The sequence below is a fragment of the Amycolatopsis sp. cmx-4-54 genome (genome assembly GCF_046548895.1).
GTDB lineage: Bacteria > Actinomycetota > Actinomycetes > Mycobacteriales > Pseudonocardiaceae > Amycolatopsis.
In genome coordinates, this window is sequence record NZ_JAEBEJ010000010.1 from 106,765 (window position 1) to 120,723 (window position 13,959).

Here is a 13,959-nt window from a genome sequence, read left to right on the forward strand (position 1 = left end):
ACAAGCGGCGTCCAAGCCTTCCCCAGGAGTTCCCATGCCCAGCGCGTCCGCACGTCCAGAACGGACTGTGCACACACTCCCGCACCCGGCACCGAGCGCCGAGGATGCCCCTCGGGTCTCGCCCCGCCCGTGTGCCGCTTCCTTACGGATCGCCGAGCATCGTCATTCTGCCGGTCTCCTTGTCGTCACCATCGTCGGCGAGTTCGACCACCTCAGTGTTCCCGCCGCACAGCACGTATTGGCCGGGGCCCTGCCACCGATGATCATTCTGGATCTCGCCGACGTGTCGTTTCTGGGCACCTCAGGGCTACGGGTGCTGATGGCGGCGGCGGGCAGGGCTGACGCCGAAGGGCGCTGGCTGGGAATAGTCGCCGACACCGTTCCAGTTCTGCGCCCGCTGCGGCTGTTGGCGGTCGACCTCGCCGTACCGGTCTATCCGCGACTGGACCAAGCCATCCAGGAACGTCCCCAGCGGCCGTTGCCGACTTCGCGTTCCATCGTGGCGTGACCGAATCACGACGTTTCGGTCACGCGGCCGCCGCTGCACGGCAATCTCCGTAGCGGGATTCCTGCCCGTGACAGCATGGAAGCCTAGGACTCAACGACCCCGCGAGGCGGTGGACCGAGATGGTGGATACCGTTGAGCATTCAACGCTCGCCGGTAGACAACGCCGCCAGCACCCCGCGGGGCCGGCAGGATCGCGGGAACCTTGCACACATCGTCTGAGCGGCGGACGACGGCGGGACGAGTCCTACTCTGCAGGCGAAGGCGCACAGCGCAGCCGCTCAGAGCTCGTTCGTGCATTCCGATGCGGCGGCCAGCACCGCGTCGTTGGCGGCCCGGTAGCCGTCCGGTTCGGCCAGGGGAACACCGCCGCTCATTCGTCCACCAGGGACATCGCGTCCCGGAGTTGCCCGACCGTCGCGGAAAAACCCACTGGGTCGTTGGTTCCCACGTAAATGTGAATGTCGAGTAATGAATCAGACCACCGCCCTATCGTCGCCAAAGCCTGATGTCCGGCCAGAAGACGGGCAACCCACCTCTTGGCTGACGCCGCCGTCAAGCGATTTTCCGAAGACCGGCTCCGCGTCGCCGCCGACAGGGTTTCCTTCCGTGATCGGTGGTTCCGGTCATCACGCTGGCCTCCTCGCCTTAAGTGTGCCCGGCTTCTTCTTTCCCCTGGGCCAACCAGATCGGCCAGAACCCCTGTGGACCTTCGGCCCGGCCGGGATGCTCGACGTCATCCGAGGGACCACCGCGCTCGCCGTTTCCTCACGCCTTCGCTCGACTCGTCGGTCGTTGTGTCAGATGGTGACAGAAGTCGAGCCGGCCAGGACTTGAGCCAGTGCGCCACGAGAATGGACGGGTGATTCTTCGAGTAGTACCGCGGCGGTGAAGTCGGCGGCCAATCCGTCGAAGACACGGTGGCGGCGCAACATCGCGTGCCCACCGTGTTGTACCCGGATCGTTCCGACCCGAGCAGTGCGGGACAGGCGATCGGCCGCAGCCAACGCTCGTTGCGGGCTCGCGACGCGGTCAGCCGAGCCGTGCACGAGCAGCATCCGGCGGCCGGACGCGTCGACGTCGCCATCGCGCGGATGAATCCACGGCGCCAGCGCGACAACACTACGCACGTTGTCCTCGCGGGAACTCAAGATCGCCGCCCGTCCTCCGAGCGAGTGTCCGATCAGACCGATCGGAGCCCCCGGTGACAACTGACCGCGAACCTGTTCCAGTGCCCAGCGGACGTCGTCGAGCGGCGTGCGCGCCCCGCCCCATCCGCGCGCCGAGTTGAGCAGCCGCCACACCGCCAACCGTCCGCGCCCGAGCCGGGCGACCCGATACGCGATGGGGATCAGGCGCAGCACCGAAAGCTGTGTGGGGCTCACCGGAATCGAGGCGCCGCCTCGACTGCCTCCACCATGCAGCACAACGACTCCCGCCACCGCGGACGACGGGACGCGAACGGGAACCAGGCGTGCCTTGGGATTCACATCGACCTCCACGATGAGAGCGGCATTCCAGTCATCGGATCAGCCGTCGGCGTTTGACGGACGGGGCCTCTTGACACGAGAACGAGTGGGAGTTTCCGCTTAAGGACGGTCAGCGCCCGGTCCAGCCACCCTGCTCCTCGGCTGCTTCGACATCGGAATCCGCGGCGGCGGTGTGCGCCAGAGCTGCAACGGTCTCCTCCAGGCCACGTCGAACTTCCTCGTCCGCAGCCTCCCGGACGCTGCTCAAGGTGACGGTCAAGCGGCATTCGTTAGGACCGAGGTCCTCGATCGACAGCGTGCCCCGGTAATCGTGCGACCCTTGGGCCCCCCAGCTCAACGAGCGATTTTCCTCATCGACCTTGAACCACGCATCACCTTCCACATGCTCCCCGTGCACATCCGCTTCGACGTGCACGGTGTCACCGCTCTGCGGCTCGACCTGACTCATCTGCGGGAAGTAGCGCGGCAAATTGCGCGGCTCACGCAAATAGGCGAACAAATCACTGGCCGGCATGTCAATCTCGGCAGCGTGGCGGTAATCACTCATAGCCTTGACTACCCTGTACGCAGGCCTGGGAAACTCGGCCCGCTTGCCACTCTGCCGATTTAGTGATCGGCCGACGGTTTTGCTCTGACAGACGCACGTCGCTGACGGCATCCGATTTCCCAGGGTGAAATGGCCCGAAGCCCGATCCCACCCTGGCGCCTGCAACGAACATGATCGCCGACGCCGCCCAATGAGTCGCGTTGGTCGAGAGGAGAAGGTCTCATGCAGCGACAGACGGTTGTGCCGCCGGGCACGGGCGACAAGGTGGCATCGACAGGAGCCGATGTCATGATCGAGCGCAGATTCCCCGCTCCGTCCACGGTCAGCGAGCAGGCGCGGACATGGCTCGCCGTCGACGGCGGCGAGCTGTCCTATCCGGCCGCCGAGGACACCGAGGCGTGGCTCGCGATGGCCGAGCGGGCGAATCGATCCACGGCCCAGCGGTTCCCGATCTCCGGACTGCCGGTCACCGTCGAGGACCTCGACGTGGACGGCGCCACCGTGTACGCCGCGAGGCCCCACGGGGTCGAGGAGAAGGCGGACGAGCCGGTGTTCCTCTGGATGCACCCCGGAGGTCTCCTGGTCGGCGGCGGGGACGCGTGCCGCGCGACGACAGCCAGAACCGCATTGTCCATGGGCATGCTCGTGTGGGGCCTGGACTACCGGCTACCGCCACTGCATCCCTACCCTGCCGCGCTTGACGACGCGATCGCCGTGTACCGGCGCGTCGTCCGGGACCGCGATCCATCGCGGGTGTTCGTCGGAGGCGACTCCGCAGGAGGGAACATCGCGGCGGCCCTCCTGATGCACGCCAAAGACGCCGGGCTGCCGATGCCCGCGGCCCTGGTGCTCAACACCCCGCAGGTCGACCTCACCGAGGCCGGCGACACCTTCCAGACCCTGGCAGGCGTGGACAACGTTCTCCGCAGCCTGCGAGCGACCAACGCCCTCTACGCGGCAGGGGCTGACCTGCGGGATCCGTCTCTCTCCCCGCTTCTGGGTGAGCTGTCCGGCTTCCCACCCACGTTCCTCCGTAGCGGGACCCGCGATCTGTTCCTCTCCAACACCGTCCGGATGCATCGCAAGTTGCGCGGCGCCGGCGTGGAGGCCGAACTGCACGTGTTCGAGGCGATGCCGCATGGCGGGTTCGGAGGCGACAGCCCGGAGGACCGGGAAGCCGCTGCCGAACAGCGTCTCTTCCTCGACGAACACGGCGCCTGACAGCACCGCGCTCGGGCAGCGACCGTTTGCGAGAAGAGGGACTCATGGAGGCGGTCGAGTTCAGTCCTACAGGGCCGCGCTCACCGGGCGCGATGACACGAACCGGCAGGCCGACTGCCAGGCACAGAGCCGCCACCATGGAGGAGCAGCACGGGGCGCTCGGCGGCGGTCGCGGTTGCTTAACGCACGAACGGCATGCCGTCGTCGACGCCAACGCAGGCCAGTACGGCGGCACCAGCTGTTGCCGGCAAAGGCAGGTCACCGGCGGCAGCCACCGATGTCTTGTAGATCAACAAGCTTCGTTCCCTTTCAACTGCTGGTCGGTCGCCTCCGAGCGTCCGACTGCGAAAGTCGGGAAGTCACCTCATAACGAAGAATCGGCGCATAACCATTTCAAGTGAGAACAGCCGGGCAGCCGCCGGACCGAAGCAATCCGCGCGATGACGAGTAACGAATACCCGGCGACGGAAGTCAGCAGTCGACTCATGCCCACGAAGCGTCACCACGAAGCCGCTCAGGTCGAACGACAGGACGGAGCACGCGGATGTCCACAGCCACCAACTGGTTTGACGACTCCCTCACCTCCACGATCCGGGCGCACGGCCGACGACCCGTGCTCACCGTGCGAGCCGCTGGCGAGCTCAGCGACATCGCGACGATGGCCAAAGCACTTCACCCGGCGATGCCCGCCCCGCCCGGCGCCGTCGTGGTCGTGGACCTGTCCGCCGTTACGCACCTGTCCTTCGAAGCCGTCCCGCCGCTGATGGCGCTGCTGCGCCACACCACCACCCGCTACGTGCGACTGTGTGTCATCACCTCCGGGCCCGTGCGGCGCAAACTGATCCTGCTGGGCCTCGACACCGTGATCCCGCTTGAATTCCCAGCTGACGCCGCACGCGGCGACGATCAGTGTGCATCCGCCGAGGGCACCGGTTCTCGCCCTTCATGATGCGCACCGCCGTTTGACATCCGATCGGGCGATACGGCGATGGGCAAGGAAGTGCCTACGCGGACCAATGCCCTGTCCGGAGGTGCACGCGTGCGGCTGACGCCGAGGGACGTCTCCGACGATTTGAGTCAGCCCTGATTGATGCTTCAGGTCCCGATCGGCGGCCCGGGCGGTCCCGGCGGGCGGTTCTCCTCCTTCTCGGGGATCGGCGGTGCCTTTTCCTCGCCGGCGCGTTCGTTGATGGCCGGGAGCTGGATGTTCTCGCCCAGCGACAGCAGGTCCCGAAGCGACTTGCCGCCGTGGCCGGTCCAGGCCGGGAGATCCTTGGCCAGCAACGCGGTCAGTTTGGTCAGCTCGGTGTTCCGCTCGACCTCGGTGATCAGTTCGCCGAGGTGCCGGTTCAGCGCGGCGATGCTGTCGTCATAGGCGGTGGCGATCTTCTCGAAAGCCCGGTCGAAGGACTGCAGGACACCGATGATCTCGTGGCCGGTGATCTCCTGGGTGTCCGCCCGTTCGAGCTTGAACTCAGGCAGGCCCGAGGTCTCCCTCATCAGTTCCGCGACTTCGATGACCAGTTCGGCCTTCGGGATCTGCTTGACCGCGATCAGGGCCAGTTTCAGGCCGAAGATCGCCGCGGGCCGGTAGTCGACACTCACGTCGTCCATCCGGTCGATCGCCGCGTCGAGGGCGAGCGCGATCTCCCGTAGGTCGTTCTTCTGCGCGAGCTGGACGGCATAGATCGTGTCGAGTACGGAGGACACCTGCTGGAGGTATCCGTGGCGTTCACCGATTTTGACGCCTTCGCCGATGAAATCGGTGAGGTAGGCATTCACCATGCCCAGATAGCTGTGGAATTGCGTGGCGGCATCCCCGGACCAGTCCCTGACCTCCATGTCCCGGATCGTCCGGATGATCTCCTGCGCCCGGCGGAACCTCTCACGCCGCGCGAAGACAGCGCCGAGCAACGATTCGGAAGCCACGGAAGGCTCGAACAAGGCGATGTCGCCCTCGATGGCGTACTCCTTCCACCTGTTGAAACCCAGCAGGATTCCGGACTCGTGGTTGGGCACCGTGTCGATGTCGTGCGGCCATTCATCCCGGATCTTCTTGGCCAGCCGCAGATAGAGCAACGTCAATTCGTACTGACTGGGTGCGGAGGACATGATCCGCCTACTTTCCGGTGATTTCGCGCTCGATGCGCTCGTAGGCGTCGGCGATCACGTCGAGCCGCCTGGCGGCCTCGTCGAGTGATTCGGACACCGCCAAACCGCCGCTGATCAACGTCGCGAGAAGGTGATTGCGCTTCTTCCCGAGCTCCACCCCCGCGGCATTGCCGCCGAATGCCCCCTGCGGCTGGACGTATAGATCCCGCAGCTCTTTCGAAGCGCTGCCGATCTCACCCGACGCGTCGGGCAGGCTCGCGCTCCTGCTGCCGTCGCCATTGCCGGAAGCGATGCGCCGAAGCGCCCTCACCTCGACACTGAAACCACCACTCTGTGCCATTCCGCCCCTCCATGTCACACGTCGACCGGGTCAACGTACCGGAATTCCGGGGACGGGAAGGGGTGTTCCGCGCAGCCGGCCGGACCTAGGAAAGCCGCCGCGGCCAAGACGGATGGCCCGGTGGTTCGGCGAGGTCTTCGAGATAGGTGATTTCGCTGAAATCCTGGTCAGCGACGGGTGGCCGGCGCGGACGTGGTGGCGGCGGGGGAGGCTCGTGCTCCTGTTCGTCGGCGAGTTCGGCTTCGACGACGGCCAAGGCGGGCCAGAGTTTCTCCTTCGCTTTCGGGGCGAACAACGCGAGCGCGAGCGGATGTTCGCAGGTGCCGGCGGCGACGTCCTCCCAGGTGAACTTGCCCTCGCGGACGGCGTCGGCGGCCCGGGCGAGCCGAGGCGAAATGTCCGTCCGCGCGGCGGACCGGCGGAACACCTCAGCGGAGAACGCGGGTTCGAGTGCCACAGGACCTCCGGACCGATCAGCCGGCCGGCCAACCCGGTCGGCCGACGGCTACGGACATGCCGCCCCACTTTACCTTCGCCGCGTCCCTGACCACCCGTACACGGGACAGCCTCGGCTGGGCGCCGACTAACACCAGCGCTCCCGCGGACAGCGTCACAGGCGACCTAATCGATGCGTAACCGTTTCAAATTGGGCGAACCGGGTAGCCGTCAGTGCTGCCCTCTCCCCTACAGCAAGGGTATGGCCTTCGATGACCACGACAACCGAACAGTCTCTTTGGCTCCGTGACGACGCCTATCCGACCAACTCCGTTCCCCTGTCCGGCAGGCATATCGCCGACGTCGTCGTCATCGGCGGCGGCATCACCGGACTCACCACCGCGCTGTCACTGCTGCGCCGCGGCTTCGACGTGACCCTGCTCGAAGCCGACACCATCGGTCGCGGTGTCAGCGGTAACAACACGGCGAAGGTGACCGCGCTGCAGTCGACGAAGTACACGACGCTCACTCGCACCCACGGCGCGGAGACAGCCACCGCCTACGCCGCCGCCGCGACCGCCGGTGTCGAATTGCTGTCCACTCTCGCCGAACCGATCGACTGTGACCTCCAGCGAGCTCCCGCGGCGACGTTCGCCTACACCGAGAACGAACGCGAGACGGTACGCCAGGAAGCCGACGCCGCGGCAGCAGCCGGCCTCCCGGTTCACTGGACAGAGACACTCGACGTTCCCTTCAGCACCTTCGGCGCCGTGCGCCTGCCCGGTCAGGTCCTGCTCCACCCCGCGAAATACGTGCGCGGCCTCGCAGCGCTGTTCCTCGCCGACGGCGGGCGCATGTTCGAGCGCAGCCGGGTCACGTCCGTGTCGACCACTTCCCCCTTCGACGTGATCACCACCGAGGGTTCGGTGAAGGCGGAGCAGGTAGTGGTGGCCACTCATTACCCGATATTGGATCGCGGCCTGTTCTTCGCCCGCCTCGACGCCGAGCGGTCCTACTGTGTCGCCGCCCGGCTACGCTCGGGCGAGTTGCCCGAAGACCTGGCGATCAGCGCCGGAAGTCCGGCGTGGTCCCTCAGCCGCCATGGTGATCATCTCATCGTCGGCGGGCAAAGCCACTCCGCTGGAGATTCCGGTGTCGACTTCAGCCGCTTCACCGCTCTCAGCGACTTCGCACACCAGCATTTCGACGTCGCCGAAGTGACCCACCGCTGGTCGGCACAGGACCCGAAGGCCTACGACGGACTCCCCATGGTCGGCTCCTATTTCCCTGGCACGTCCGGTCTGTGGGTGGGCACCGGCTTCGCCAAATGAGGTCTCGCCATGGGCACCATCGCCGGAGCGATCCTCGCCGACCGCATTGCCGGCCGAGACAACCCGCACGCCGAAGTGTTTTCACCGCACCGGCTCAGCCTGCGCGGCGTGCCGACCCTGCTACTGCAGAACGCGCAAGTCGCCAAAGATCTCGTCGGCGACCGGCTGACCCCACCCGACGCGCAAGACACCGAGGACGTCCCGGTGGACAGCGCCCGCATTCTTCCCGACGCCACGGGCAAGAAAGGTGTCTACCGCGACCGGAGCGGCACCCTGCACGCCGTTTCCCTGCGCTGCACCCACCTCGGTTGCCTACTGCGATTCAATGGCGCCGAACGCAGCTGGGACTGCCCCTGCCACGGTTCCCGTTTCGACGTCGACGGCGCCGTCCTTGAGGGCCCTGCGGTCCGTCCTCTTTCACCACGGCAACCCTGACACAGCGACGAAGGGACGACCATGTCGCACCCCGGTCACGACGAACTTCGCGACCTTGAAGCCAGGCTCACCGCCGACGACCCCAAGCTGGCCGCGAAACTGACCATGGCCAATCAGACACGGCGATGGCGGTTCGTTCTCCTCCTCGCCGACCTCACTGCCATCGCCATGGTCGCCGTCGGGGTTTTCGCCGGTGATGCCTCAGCAGTCTTCTTTGGCATGATTCTCGCCGCCGCTTTGCTCTGGGTACACCGTGCGGCTCGTACGCGTCCAAGAGGAGAGACATTTCCACGGACTTGAGAGAACCGGTCTATTGGCGGTGCCGGCGGACAGGGTTCCGTAACGGGTCTTACTCGGCCGGGTCCGCCCACGGTGTCCGAGACCACTCGGGAGCGAATGCCGCACGGATCGTGGCCCCAGTTCGTGACCGACCTCTTTGGACTCCTGAGTGCCAAGCCACTTTCGAGTTCGGTGGAAGTCATGTTCACGACGTCACCGTCGCTCATATCTTTCTCCAGCGCGTCGGGATTGTGCACCGCTTCGCCACCGCTCTTGTCGCTGCGCACCAGGTACTGCGGCTCCTCCCGGGAGGCGTGCACTGTACGACCGTGATCGGCGTCAGCCAAACCGACCGCCTGGTGCAGGCACGTCGCCAAGGTCGCGGCGTACAGCTTGTCGGGATTCCGGCCCGCCGCATTGAGGTCGCCGCCCAGCTCAGCGGAGGCCCGGATAGGCGATATCTCCGGATCGGTCCCACCGGCTCAGTCGTTGGACGTGCTCGCACGCGAGACCGCGGACGTCCGGTACAGCGACGTTCTCTCCGTCATCCACAATACCTTCCCGCTACGCGATCTACGTCGTCCGCCGGCGCGCTGGACGCGTCCCGACGGAAGTGTTCGGGGATTTCGACCGACTGGGCCATGGTTCGTATCCCTTGATCGGGGTTCATACCCCGCTCCAGCAGAGCGCAAACCGATCCAAAATCGATTCAGTTGACCGAATGTCCTGGTCTCCGGCGCTGCGGGAAGGATCTCGTCGACGTACGGTGAAGGTGCGTGGGGTTCAAAACGCAGCTTCGCGTGAACGGCGACATTGTCCGCCCGCACCGTCCGGATCGATCGCGGTGCGCCTGGCGACGCGCTCCGCGAACCCCTCGCGCATATCGCGGGGATTTCCTCTGTGAACGCATTCGTCCCGCTTCTTCCGAGGAGACCTCCGCCATGCCTTCTCCCCATCGACACGCCGCGCATGTCGACCCCCAGCACACCGCCCAGGCTTTCCTCACCACCTCATCCACCGATCGCCTCGGCTGTTATTCCAGGCCTTTCACGGCCGGACCGGCACGCGTGCTGAGGCATGAACACACCGCCGATCTGCTGATCCTCAGCATGTCCGGTGAACTGGATACGATCGCGGCTCCGCTGCTGCAACGAGAACTGACCGAGGATCTGCCTGACTGCACTGTGCTAGATCTGTCCAAGGTGACGTTCCTCGGCGTGGCGGGGCTGCGAGCACTCGAGGCGGCGGCCGCTCGTGCGCGACGCGAGAGGAGGCGCTTCGCCCTGGTCACCTCCTCGCCGACAGACTTGAGAATTCTGCGGATCTTCGCTCTCGACGTGCACGTCCCGGTTTACCCTCGACTGGCGGACGCGGTGCGCGAAATCTGCTCACAGCGCCCTCCTCGTGATTCGAAGCGGTTCTCGTAAACGCGCCCGCACCCGCATCGCCGGGCGCGGGACCAAGGATCTGGAAGCCGCTGCGAGCCGGGCACCCGCTGACAACGTCAATCGCGTCTACAGCCGCGGCGACGTTTCCCGGAGGTCACACATCTGGTTCGCAGCGGCCGCACAACGAGAGTCCTTCGTCCACATAGGTGCGGCTGTTGCCGTGTTCGCCCGCAAGCCCCAGTACTGCGTAACCCCGATCAAGCCGAGGGTCGCGACCGGACTCACGATCGTGGTGAGTACGACCGCCGCGGTCAGCGGAATGGTGTACGCGGCAAGAATGCCAGTTCCGGCTTCGACCACGAGAATTATGGCCCAGAGCGCCGTCAGCCTCCGATGCATGATGCGAAACGCCTTGCCGTAGGACCAGGTGCGGTCGAACACGTCAGGGTTCTCCGAGATGTCGCGGCGGATCCGCGCGATGATCGGGCGTCGCCAACCTAGCGAAATCGCCAACATCACGCCGATCACGCCGGTGATCACCAGATCCTTGACCAATTCCAGCCGGGGATCGCCGGTCACCACGGCGACGGCGATCCCCAGCGCGAAGCGGACCAGCACGAGAGAACCGAGGAACGTCAACTCCCTAGTACGCAGGAAAGTCACCACCAGGACGATCAGGGACACAGACGCCGACCGACCAGCGACCAGACCGGCGGGACACCACAAGACAGAAGTCCAAAGTAGACTTCAGGTATTGCCGGTGCTGGGGATCGTCGCCCCGGCAGCCGAGGCCGCGCCGCGTGCGGCGGCGTTGGGGAAAGCGTTCCAGCTCACCAACTTCCTGCGCGACGTCGCCGAGGACATCCAGCGAGGCCGCGTGTACCTGCCCGCGGATGAGCTGGCCGCGTTCGACGTGGACCGCGAACTGCTGGCCTGGTGTGCCGAGCATCGGAGGCTGGACGCTCGGGTGAGGCGAGCGCTGGCGGATCAAGTCGCGATCACGCGGCGGATCTACCGGACAGCGAAACCGGGAATTGACATGCTTCATCATCCGGTCTCACGACCGTGCGTCGCCACGGCATTGGGTCTGTACTCCGGGATCCTCGATCGCATCGAGGACGCCGACCTCAACGTCTTCATCCAGCGCGCGCGAGTGCCTCGTCGCCACAAGCTCGCCGTCGCCATCCCCGCGCTCTACCGTGCCGTCGCGCCCGCCGCCAACAGCGGGCGACGATGATGTCCCGTGCCGAGGCGGCCGCTCGGCCGTGATTCAGGCTTCCAGGTGCTCGGCGGCGAGGTTCAGCGCGCCGGCCAGATCGTTGACCCACGGAGCGCCATGAACGTTGAGTCCTTCCCAGCCTGGTCCTGCGACGACGACCTCGAAGCCGCGACGCTGCAGCCGTTGGCACACCAGGTCGTCGACGGTGTTCGCGGACATCGACCACAGCACGATCAGCACCGGGTCCAACTTGGAGGCCATGCCGAGGATGGTCTCCGCGGGCACCATCTGGCCGAGGTAGACCGCGGGGATACCGACCTCGACCATCACCGCGCGCAGTACCTCGACCGGCAGGCTGTGCCGCTCGTCGGGGCAACAGGAAATGAGCACTCCGCGTTCCGAGGGCGCTTTGGCGAATCGGGCGACATAGCGCTGGAGCGCCAGAGAGACCTCGCTGGTGAGCGCCCATTCCGATTCGAAGCACACATCACCCCGAAGCCAGCGCCCGCCGAGGTTGCGCAAGATCGGCAGGAGGACGTCGGTCCACATGGCCGCCGCGCCGAGCGCGTCCAAGGTCTCGTCCAGCAGCGCCGCGATCGACGCGAACTCGAGATCCTCCGCGGCCTGTTCCAGTTCGTCCACCCGCCGGTCGGCCGAGACTTCGGGGGCCACGTCGTCGGCGCCGGAGAACGCGGCCGCGGCGGCCTCGCGGGCACGGATACCGCGGCCGATGAGCCGCTGCATGTGCTGCAATCTGCGGACGTCCGCGTCGGAGTAGCGGCGATGCCGCCCGTCAGCGCGCAAGGTTGGGCCGACGCCGTACCGAGTGGCCCAGGTCCGAAGCGTCACCGGCGAGATGCCCAGCATGTCGGCCACCTTGCCCGGCGTCCACGAACCCGCGGCTCGGGAGCCGCCATGGCCGCTCATCTCGTCGACTTCCATTCAGCACCACGTTCCCATACCCGGGCGCCCCTCGTCAGCGTGCCGCCCTCTCGCGAACTCCCGCCACGATGGACACCTGACTACCGGTCATGTCCGCTCTTACGGATACGGCATCCGGCTAGTCTTGAACACCCACGCAGCTAAACCGATCTGCGTCTTCGAGCGTCTTATGATCCAAAGCACACGAATTCGTGTCAGGTGCTCGCCCGTGGAGGGTCGTTCCGGTAGTTTACGTGCTCACGCGTCGTGTGTGCAGGAATACCGTCCGCATGGCATCTTCGAGGGTGTTGACGATCGGGCCGATCCGCGGTCGGAACGAGTACCAACCCGGTCCCGCCGGACAAGCCGGGATCTTCAGCCTGCCGACTTCGTTGAGCAAAGGCAGGTCAGCGGTGTAGGAGGTCATCGACCACAAGAGAACGACCGCCGGCTCCAGGGAGGTCATCCGGCGCAGCCGCTGCCATTCCCGGGGTCCGTACAACCGCTGACCGCCGGAGGCGCGCCGGGCGGGGCCGAGACCGTATCGGCTGTCCCAGGTACGCAAAACGACGGGCGAGAGTCCGAGCGACGAGACGAGCTGCCCCGTCGTCCACCAGGAATCCCGGTCGGCCACCCCGGGCCTTGGATGTGTCGTCACTCTCCCCCACCACTGATCGCCTGGCCGCGATTCATCCCCCACCGCATCAAGCCGGAAAGAACCGGACATGCGGTACGCGCCCGATGATGGCCGAGTCGGATCGCTCGTGCAACGCTTCACTGGTGCTCCCTGGACACCACCTGGACAAACCCACCCTGAACTGGGAAAACGATCGAACTCATTGCGCGTTTCTGCATCGATTTCCGGGCAGGTTTTCGGTGCTCGGAACCGATCCCGCGTGTGTTGCTTCAACACTCAGCGTGAGCCTGAAACCGAGCAGGAGCAGAACGTGCAGCAGATAGAGCCAGAGGACCAAGGCAGACACCACGCCGACCACGGCCAGACCGCCGAACGGAACGCTCCAGTCCAGCGGGATGGCCAGGAAGAGAAGAAAACCGTGGAAGAATCCCGCGAGTATCGACGCCACGGCCAGCGAGCCGAGCACGAGCGGCCCGCGCCTGGTTCCGCGGGGCGCGCTGCCGACGAACACGACGCCGGTCACCAGAGCGATGATCAGCCAGTCGATGTGGAACGACACGGTGATGCCCCAGAAAGTCGACCAACCACCGCCGACGTAGAGATCGGCCACGGTGTCGGCGGTGGCGAGCGGCACGATCGCCAGGGTCGGGCTGAGCAGCAGGATGGGGACGAACATCAACCGGCCTCGCCAGCCGACGAAAGCACCCGGCGCGTGCCCGGAAACCTGCACGAGTCCTCGGTACAGGCCTTCTCCGTAGAAAGTGGCGGGCAACAGGGTCACCAGGAAGGTCGTCCACGGGGAATTCAGCGCCGCGGCGGTGAGAGCCCGCAGCGCGGCGCCCGGTTTCTGGTCGGGCGGGAGCGCGTCGGCCCATCGGGCGACGCCGTGGGCGACGAATTCGGGCGATCCGAGGATCGCGGCCCCGCGCAAGGCGACCAGGGCCAGCGGCACGACGGCCAGCACGGCGAAGAAGGTCACACCGGCCGCCCACAGCGACAGATCACGACCCCGCAGAGATCGGGCGGTGTGACGGAGCACGACGCCGGTGCGGCGGCGCACAGTTCCGCCGCTCATGACGCGACTCGGCCGGAGGACGGT

Annotated in this window: 16 protein-coding genes and 2 pseudogenes; 8 read left to right on the top strand and 10 right to left on the bottom strand. The window is 66.1% G+C overall.

Annotated elements, in window-relative coordinates:
- Positions 1-34 precede the first annotated feature (34 nt).
- Entirely contained in the window at positions 35-508 is a 474-nt protein-coding gene (locus tag ACLJQ7_RS29640) for an STAS domain-containing protein (protein WP_410651453.1), read from the top strand.
- Between the two features lie 797 nt (positions 509-1,305).
- Here ACLJQ7_RS29640 and ACLJQ7_RS29645 read toward each other — a convergent pair.
- Both ACLJQ7_RS29645 and ACLJQ7_RS29650 read right to left on the bottom strand, forming a co-directional pair.
- Positions 1,306-2,007 carry an alpha/beta hydrolase gene (locus ACLJQ7_RS29645; protein WP_410651454.1) on the bottom strand — a complete coding sequence of 234 codons (702 nt, stop codon included), beginning with the start codon at positions 2,005-2,007 and terminating at the stop codon, positions 1,306-1,308.
- Between the two features lie 97 nt (positions 2,008-2,104).
- Positions 2,105-2,542, bottom strand: coding sequence for an SRPBCC family protein (locus ACLJQ7_RS29650; protein WP_410651455.1), 438 nt, complete (start codon positions 2,540-2,542; stop codon positions 2,105-2,107).
- Between the two features lie 288 nt (positions 2,543-2,830).
- Here ACLJQ7_RS29650 and ACLJQ7_RS29655 point away from each other — a divergent pair, with 288 nt between their 5' ends.
- Both ACLJQ7_RS29655 and ACLJQ7_RS29660 read left to right on the top strand, forming a co-directional pair.
- On the top strand, positions 2,831-3,763 hold the full coding sequence (locus ACLJQ7_RS29655; RefSeq protein ID WP_410651456.1) for an alpha/beta hydrolase: 933 nt from the start codon (positions 2,831-2,833) through the stop codon (positions 3,761-3,763).
- Between the two features lie 544 nt (positions 3,764-4,307).
- Positions 4,308-4,712 (top strand): STAS domain-containing protein, encoded by a 405-nt coding sequence (locus ACLJQ7_RS29660; RefSeq protein ID WP_410651457.1) that lies wholly within the window; start codon positions 4,308-4,310, stop codon positions 4,710-4,712.
- Positions 4,713-4,858: 146 nt separating this feature from the next.
- Here the strand turns inward: ACLJQ7_RS29660 and ACLJQ7_RS29665 are convergent, their stop codons facing one another.
- From ACLJQ7_RS29665 to ACLJQ7_RS29675, 3 genes are all read right to left on the bottom strand, one after another.
- Positions 4,859-5,875, bottom strand: a complete 1,017-nt coding sequence (locus tag ACLJQ7_RS29665) for a hypothetical protein (protein WP_410651458.1) — start codon at positions 5,873-5,875, stop codon at positions 4,859-4,861.
- Between the two features lie 7 nt (positions 5,876-5,882).
- Positions 5,883-6,215, bottom strand: coding sequence for a hypothetical protein (locus ACLJQ7_RS29670; RefSeq protein ID WP_410651459.1), 333 nt, complete (start codon positions 6,213-6,215; stop codon positions 5,883-5,885).
- A gap of 85 nt (positions 6,216-6,300) precedes the next feature.
- Positions 6,301-6,672, bottom strand: coding sequence for a hypothetical protein (locus ACLJQ7_RS29675; RefSeq protein WP_410651460.1), 372 nt, complete (start codon positions 6,670-6,672; stop codon positions 6,301-6,303).
- 250 nt (positions 6,673-6,922) lie between these two features.
- Here ACLJQ7_RS29675 and ACLJQ7_RS29680 point away from each other — a divergent pair, with 250 nt between their 5' ends.
- Genes ACLJQ7_RS29680 through ACLJQ7_RS29690 form a run of 3 tightly spaced genes read left to right on the top strand, consistent with a single transcriptional unit; the run spans position 6,923 to position 8,716 of the window.
- Positions 6,923-7,981, top strand: a complete 1,059-nt coding sequence (locus ACLJQ7_RS29680; protein WP_410651461.1) for an NAD(P)/FAD-dependent oxidoreductase — start codon at positions 6,923-6,925, stop codon at positions 7,979-7,981.
- A gap of 9 nt (positions 7,982-7,990) precedes the next feature.
- Positions 7,991-8,416 (top strand): Rieske 2Fe-2S domain-containing protein, encoded by a 426-nt coding sequence (locus ACLJQ7_RS29685; RefSeq protein ID WP_410651462.1) that lies wholly within the window; start codon positions 7,991-7,993, stop codon positions 8,414-8,416.
- 21 nt (positions 8,417-8,437) lie between these two features.
- Positions 8,438-8,716: a DUF3040 domain-containing protein gene (locus ACLJQ7_RS29690; RefSeq protein WP_410651463.1), complete on the top strand. Its 279-nt coding sequence runs from the start codon at positions 8,438-8,440 to the stop codon at positions 8,714-8,716.
- Between the two features lie 227 nt (positions 8,717-8,943).
- On the opposite strand, the pseudogene ACLJQ7_RS29695 reads toward ACLJQ7_RS29690, so the two are convergent.
- A pseudogene (locus ACLJQ7_RS29695) lies at positions 8,944-9,015 on the bottom strand (HVA1 family protein); the annotation flags it as partial.
- Positions 9,016-9,636: 621 nt separating this feature from the next.
- On the opposite strand from ACLJQ7_RS29695, the gene ACLJQ7_RS29700 reads away from it, so the two are divergent.
- A complete protein-coding gene (locus tag ACLJQ7_RS29700; RefSeq protein WP_410651464.1) occupies positions 9,637-10,122 on the top strand; it encodes an STAS domain-containing protein in 486 nt (161 codons plus the stop codon).
- 87 nt (positions 10,123-10,209) lie between these two features.
- Here ACLJQ7_RS29700 and ACLJQ7_RS29705 read toward each other — a convergent pair whose 3' ends face one another.
- The gene (locus tag ACLJQ7_RS29705; protein WP_410651465.1) at positions 10,210-10,767 is read right to left on the bottom strand and encodes a VC0807 family protein; all 558 of its coding nucleotides are present in this window, start codon (positions 10,765-10,767) and stop codon (positions 10,210-10,212) included.
- A gap of 61 nt (positions 10,768-10,828) precedes the next feature.
- Between ACLJQ7_RS29705 and ACLJQ7_RS29710 the strand changes: the two are divergent.
- A pseudogene (locus ACLJQ7_RS29710) lies at positions 10,829-11,320 on the top strand (phytoene/squalene synthase family protein); the annotation flags it as partial.
- 33 nt (positions 11,321-11,353) lie between these two features.
- On the opposite strand, the gene ACLJQ7_RS29715 reads toward ACLJQ7_RS29710, so the two are convergent.
- From ACLJQ7_RS29715 to ACLJQ7_RS29725, 3 genes are all read right to left on the bottom strand, one after another.
- On the bottom strand, positions 11,354-12,244 hold the full coding sequence (locus tag ACLJQ7_RS29715) for a MerR family transcriptional regulator (protein WP_410651466.1): 891 nt from the start codon (positions 12,242-12,244) through the stop codon (positions 11,354-11,356).
- 229 nt (positions 12,245-12,473) lie between these two features.
- Complete coding sequence (locus ACLJQ7_RS29720) at positions 12,474-12,881, bottom strand: MerR family transcriptional regulator (protein WP_410651467.1); 408 nt, start codon at positions 12,879-12,881, stop codon at positions 12,474-12,476.
- Positions 12,882-13,059: 178 nt separating this feature from the next.
- Positions 13,060-13,935: a YhjD/YihY/BrkB family envelope integrity protein gene (locus ACLJQ7_RS29725; protein WP_410651468.1), complete on the bottom strand. Its 876-nt coding sequence runs from the start codon at positions 13,933-13,935 to the stop codon at positions 13,060-13,062.
- Positions 13,936-13,959 lie beyond the last annotated feature (24 nt).

Coding starts and splice junctions, on each gene's coding strand:
- ACLJQ7_RS29640 (WP_410651453.1), top strand. CDS start 35: ATGCCCAGCGCGTCCGCACGTCCAGAACGGACTGTGCACACACTCCCG.
- ACLJQ7_RS29650 (WP_410651455.1), bottom strand. CDS start 2,542: ATGAGTGATTACCGCCACGCTGCCGAGATTGACATGCCGGCCAGTGAT.
- ACLJQ7_RS29655 (WP_410651456.1), top strand. CDS start 2,831: ATGATCGAGCGCAGATTCCCCGCTCCGTCCACGGTCAGCGAGCAGGCG.
- ACLJQ7_RS29660 (WP_410651457.1), top strand. CDS start 4,308: ATGTCCACAGCCACCAACTGGTTTGACGACTCCCTCACCTCCACGATC.
- ACLJQ7_RS29665 (WP_410651458.1), bottom strand. CDS start 5,875: ATGTCCTCCGCACCCAGTCAGTACGAATTGACGTTGCTCTATCTGCGG.
- ACLJQ7_RS29670 (WP_410651459.1), bottom strand. CDS start 6,215: ATGGCACAGAGTGGTGGTTTCAGTGTCGAGGTGAGGGCGCTTCGGCGC.
- ACLJQ7_RS29680 (WP_410651461.1), top strand. CDS start 6,923: ATGACCACGACAACCGAACAGTCTCTTTGGCTCCGTGACGACGCCTAT.
- ACLJQ7_RS29685 (WP_410651462.1), top strand. CDS start 7,991: ATGGGCACCATCGCCGGAGCGATCCTCGCCGACCGCATTGCCGGCCGA.
- ACLJQ7_RS29690 (WP_410651463.1), top strand. CDS start 8,438: ATGTCGCACCCCGGTCACGACGAACTTCGCGACCTTGAAGCCAGGCTC.
- ACLJQ7_RS29700 (WP_410651464.1), top strand. CDS start 9,637: ATGCCTTCTCCCCATCGACACGCCGCGCATGTCGACCCCCAGCACACC.
- ACLJQ7_RS29715 (WP_410651466.1), bottom strand. CDS start 12,244: ATGGAAGTCGACGAGATGAGCGGCCATGGCGGCTCCCGAGCCGCGGGT.
- ACLJQ7_RS29725 (WP_410651468.1), bottom strand. CDS start 13,935: ATGAGCGGCGGAACTGTGCGCCGCCGCACCGGCGTCGTGCTCCGTCAC.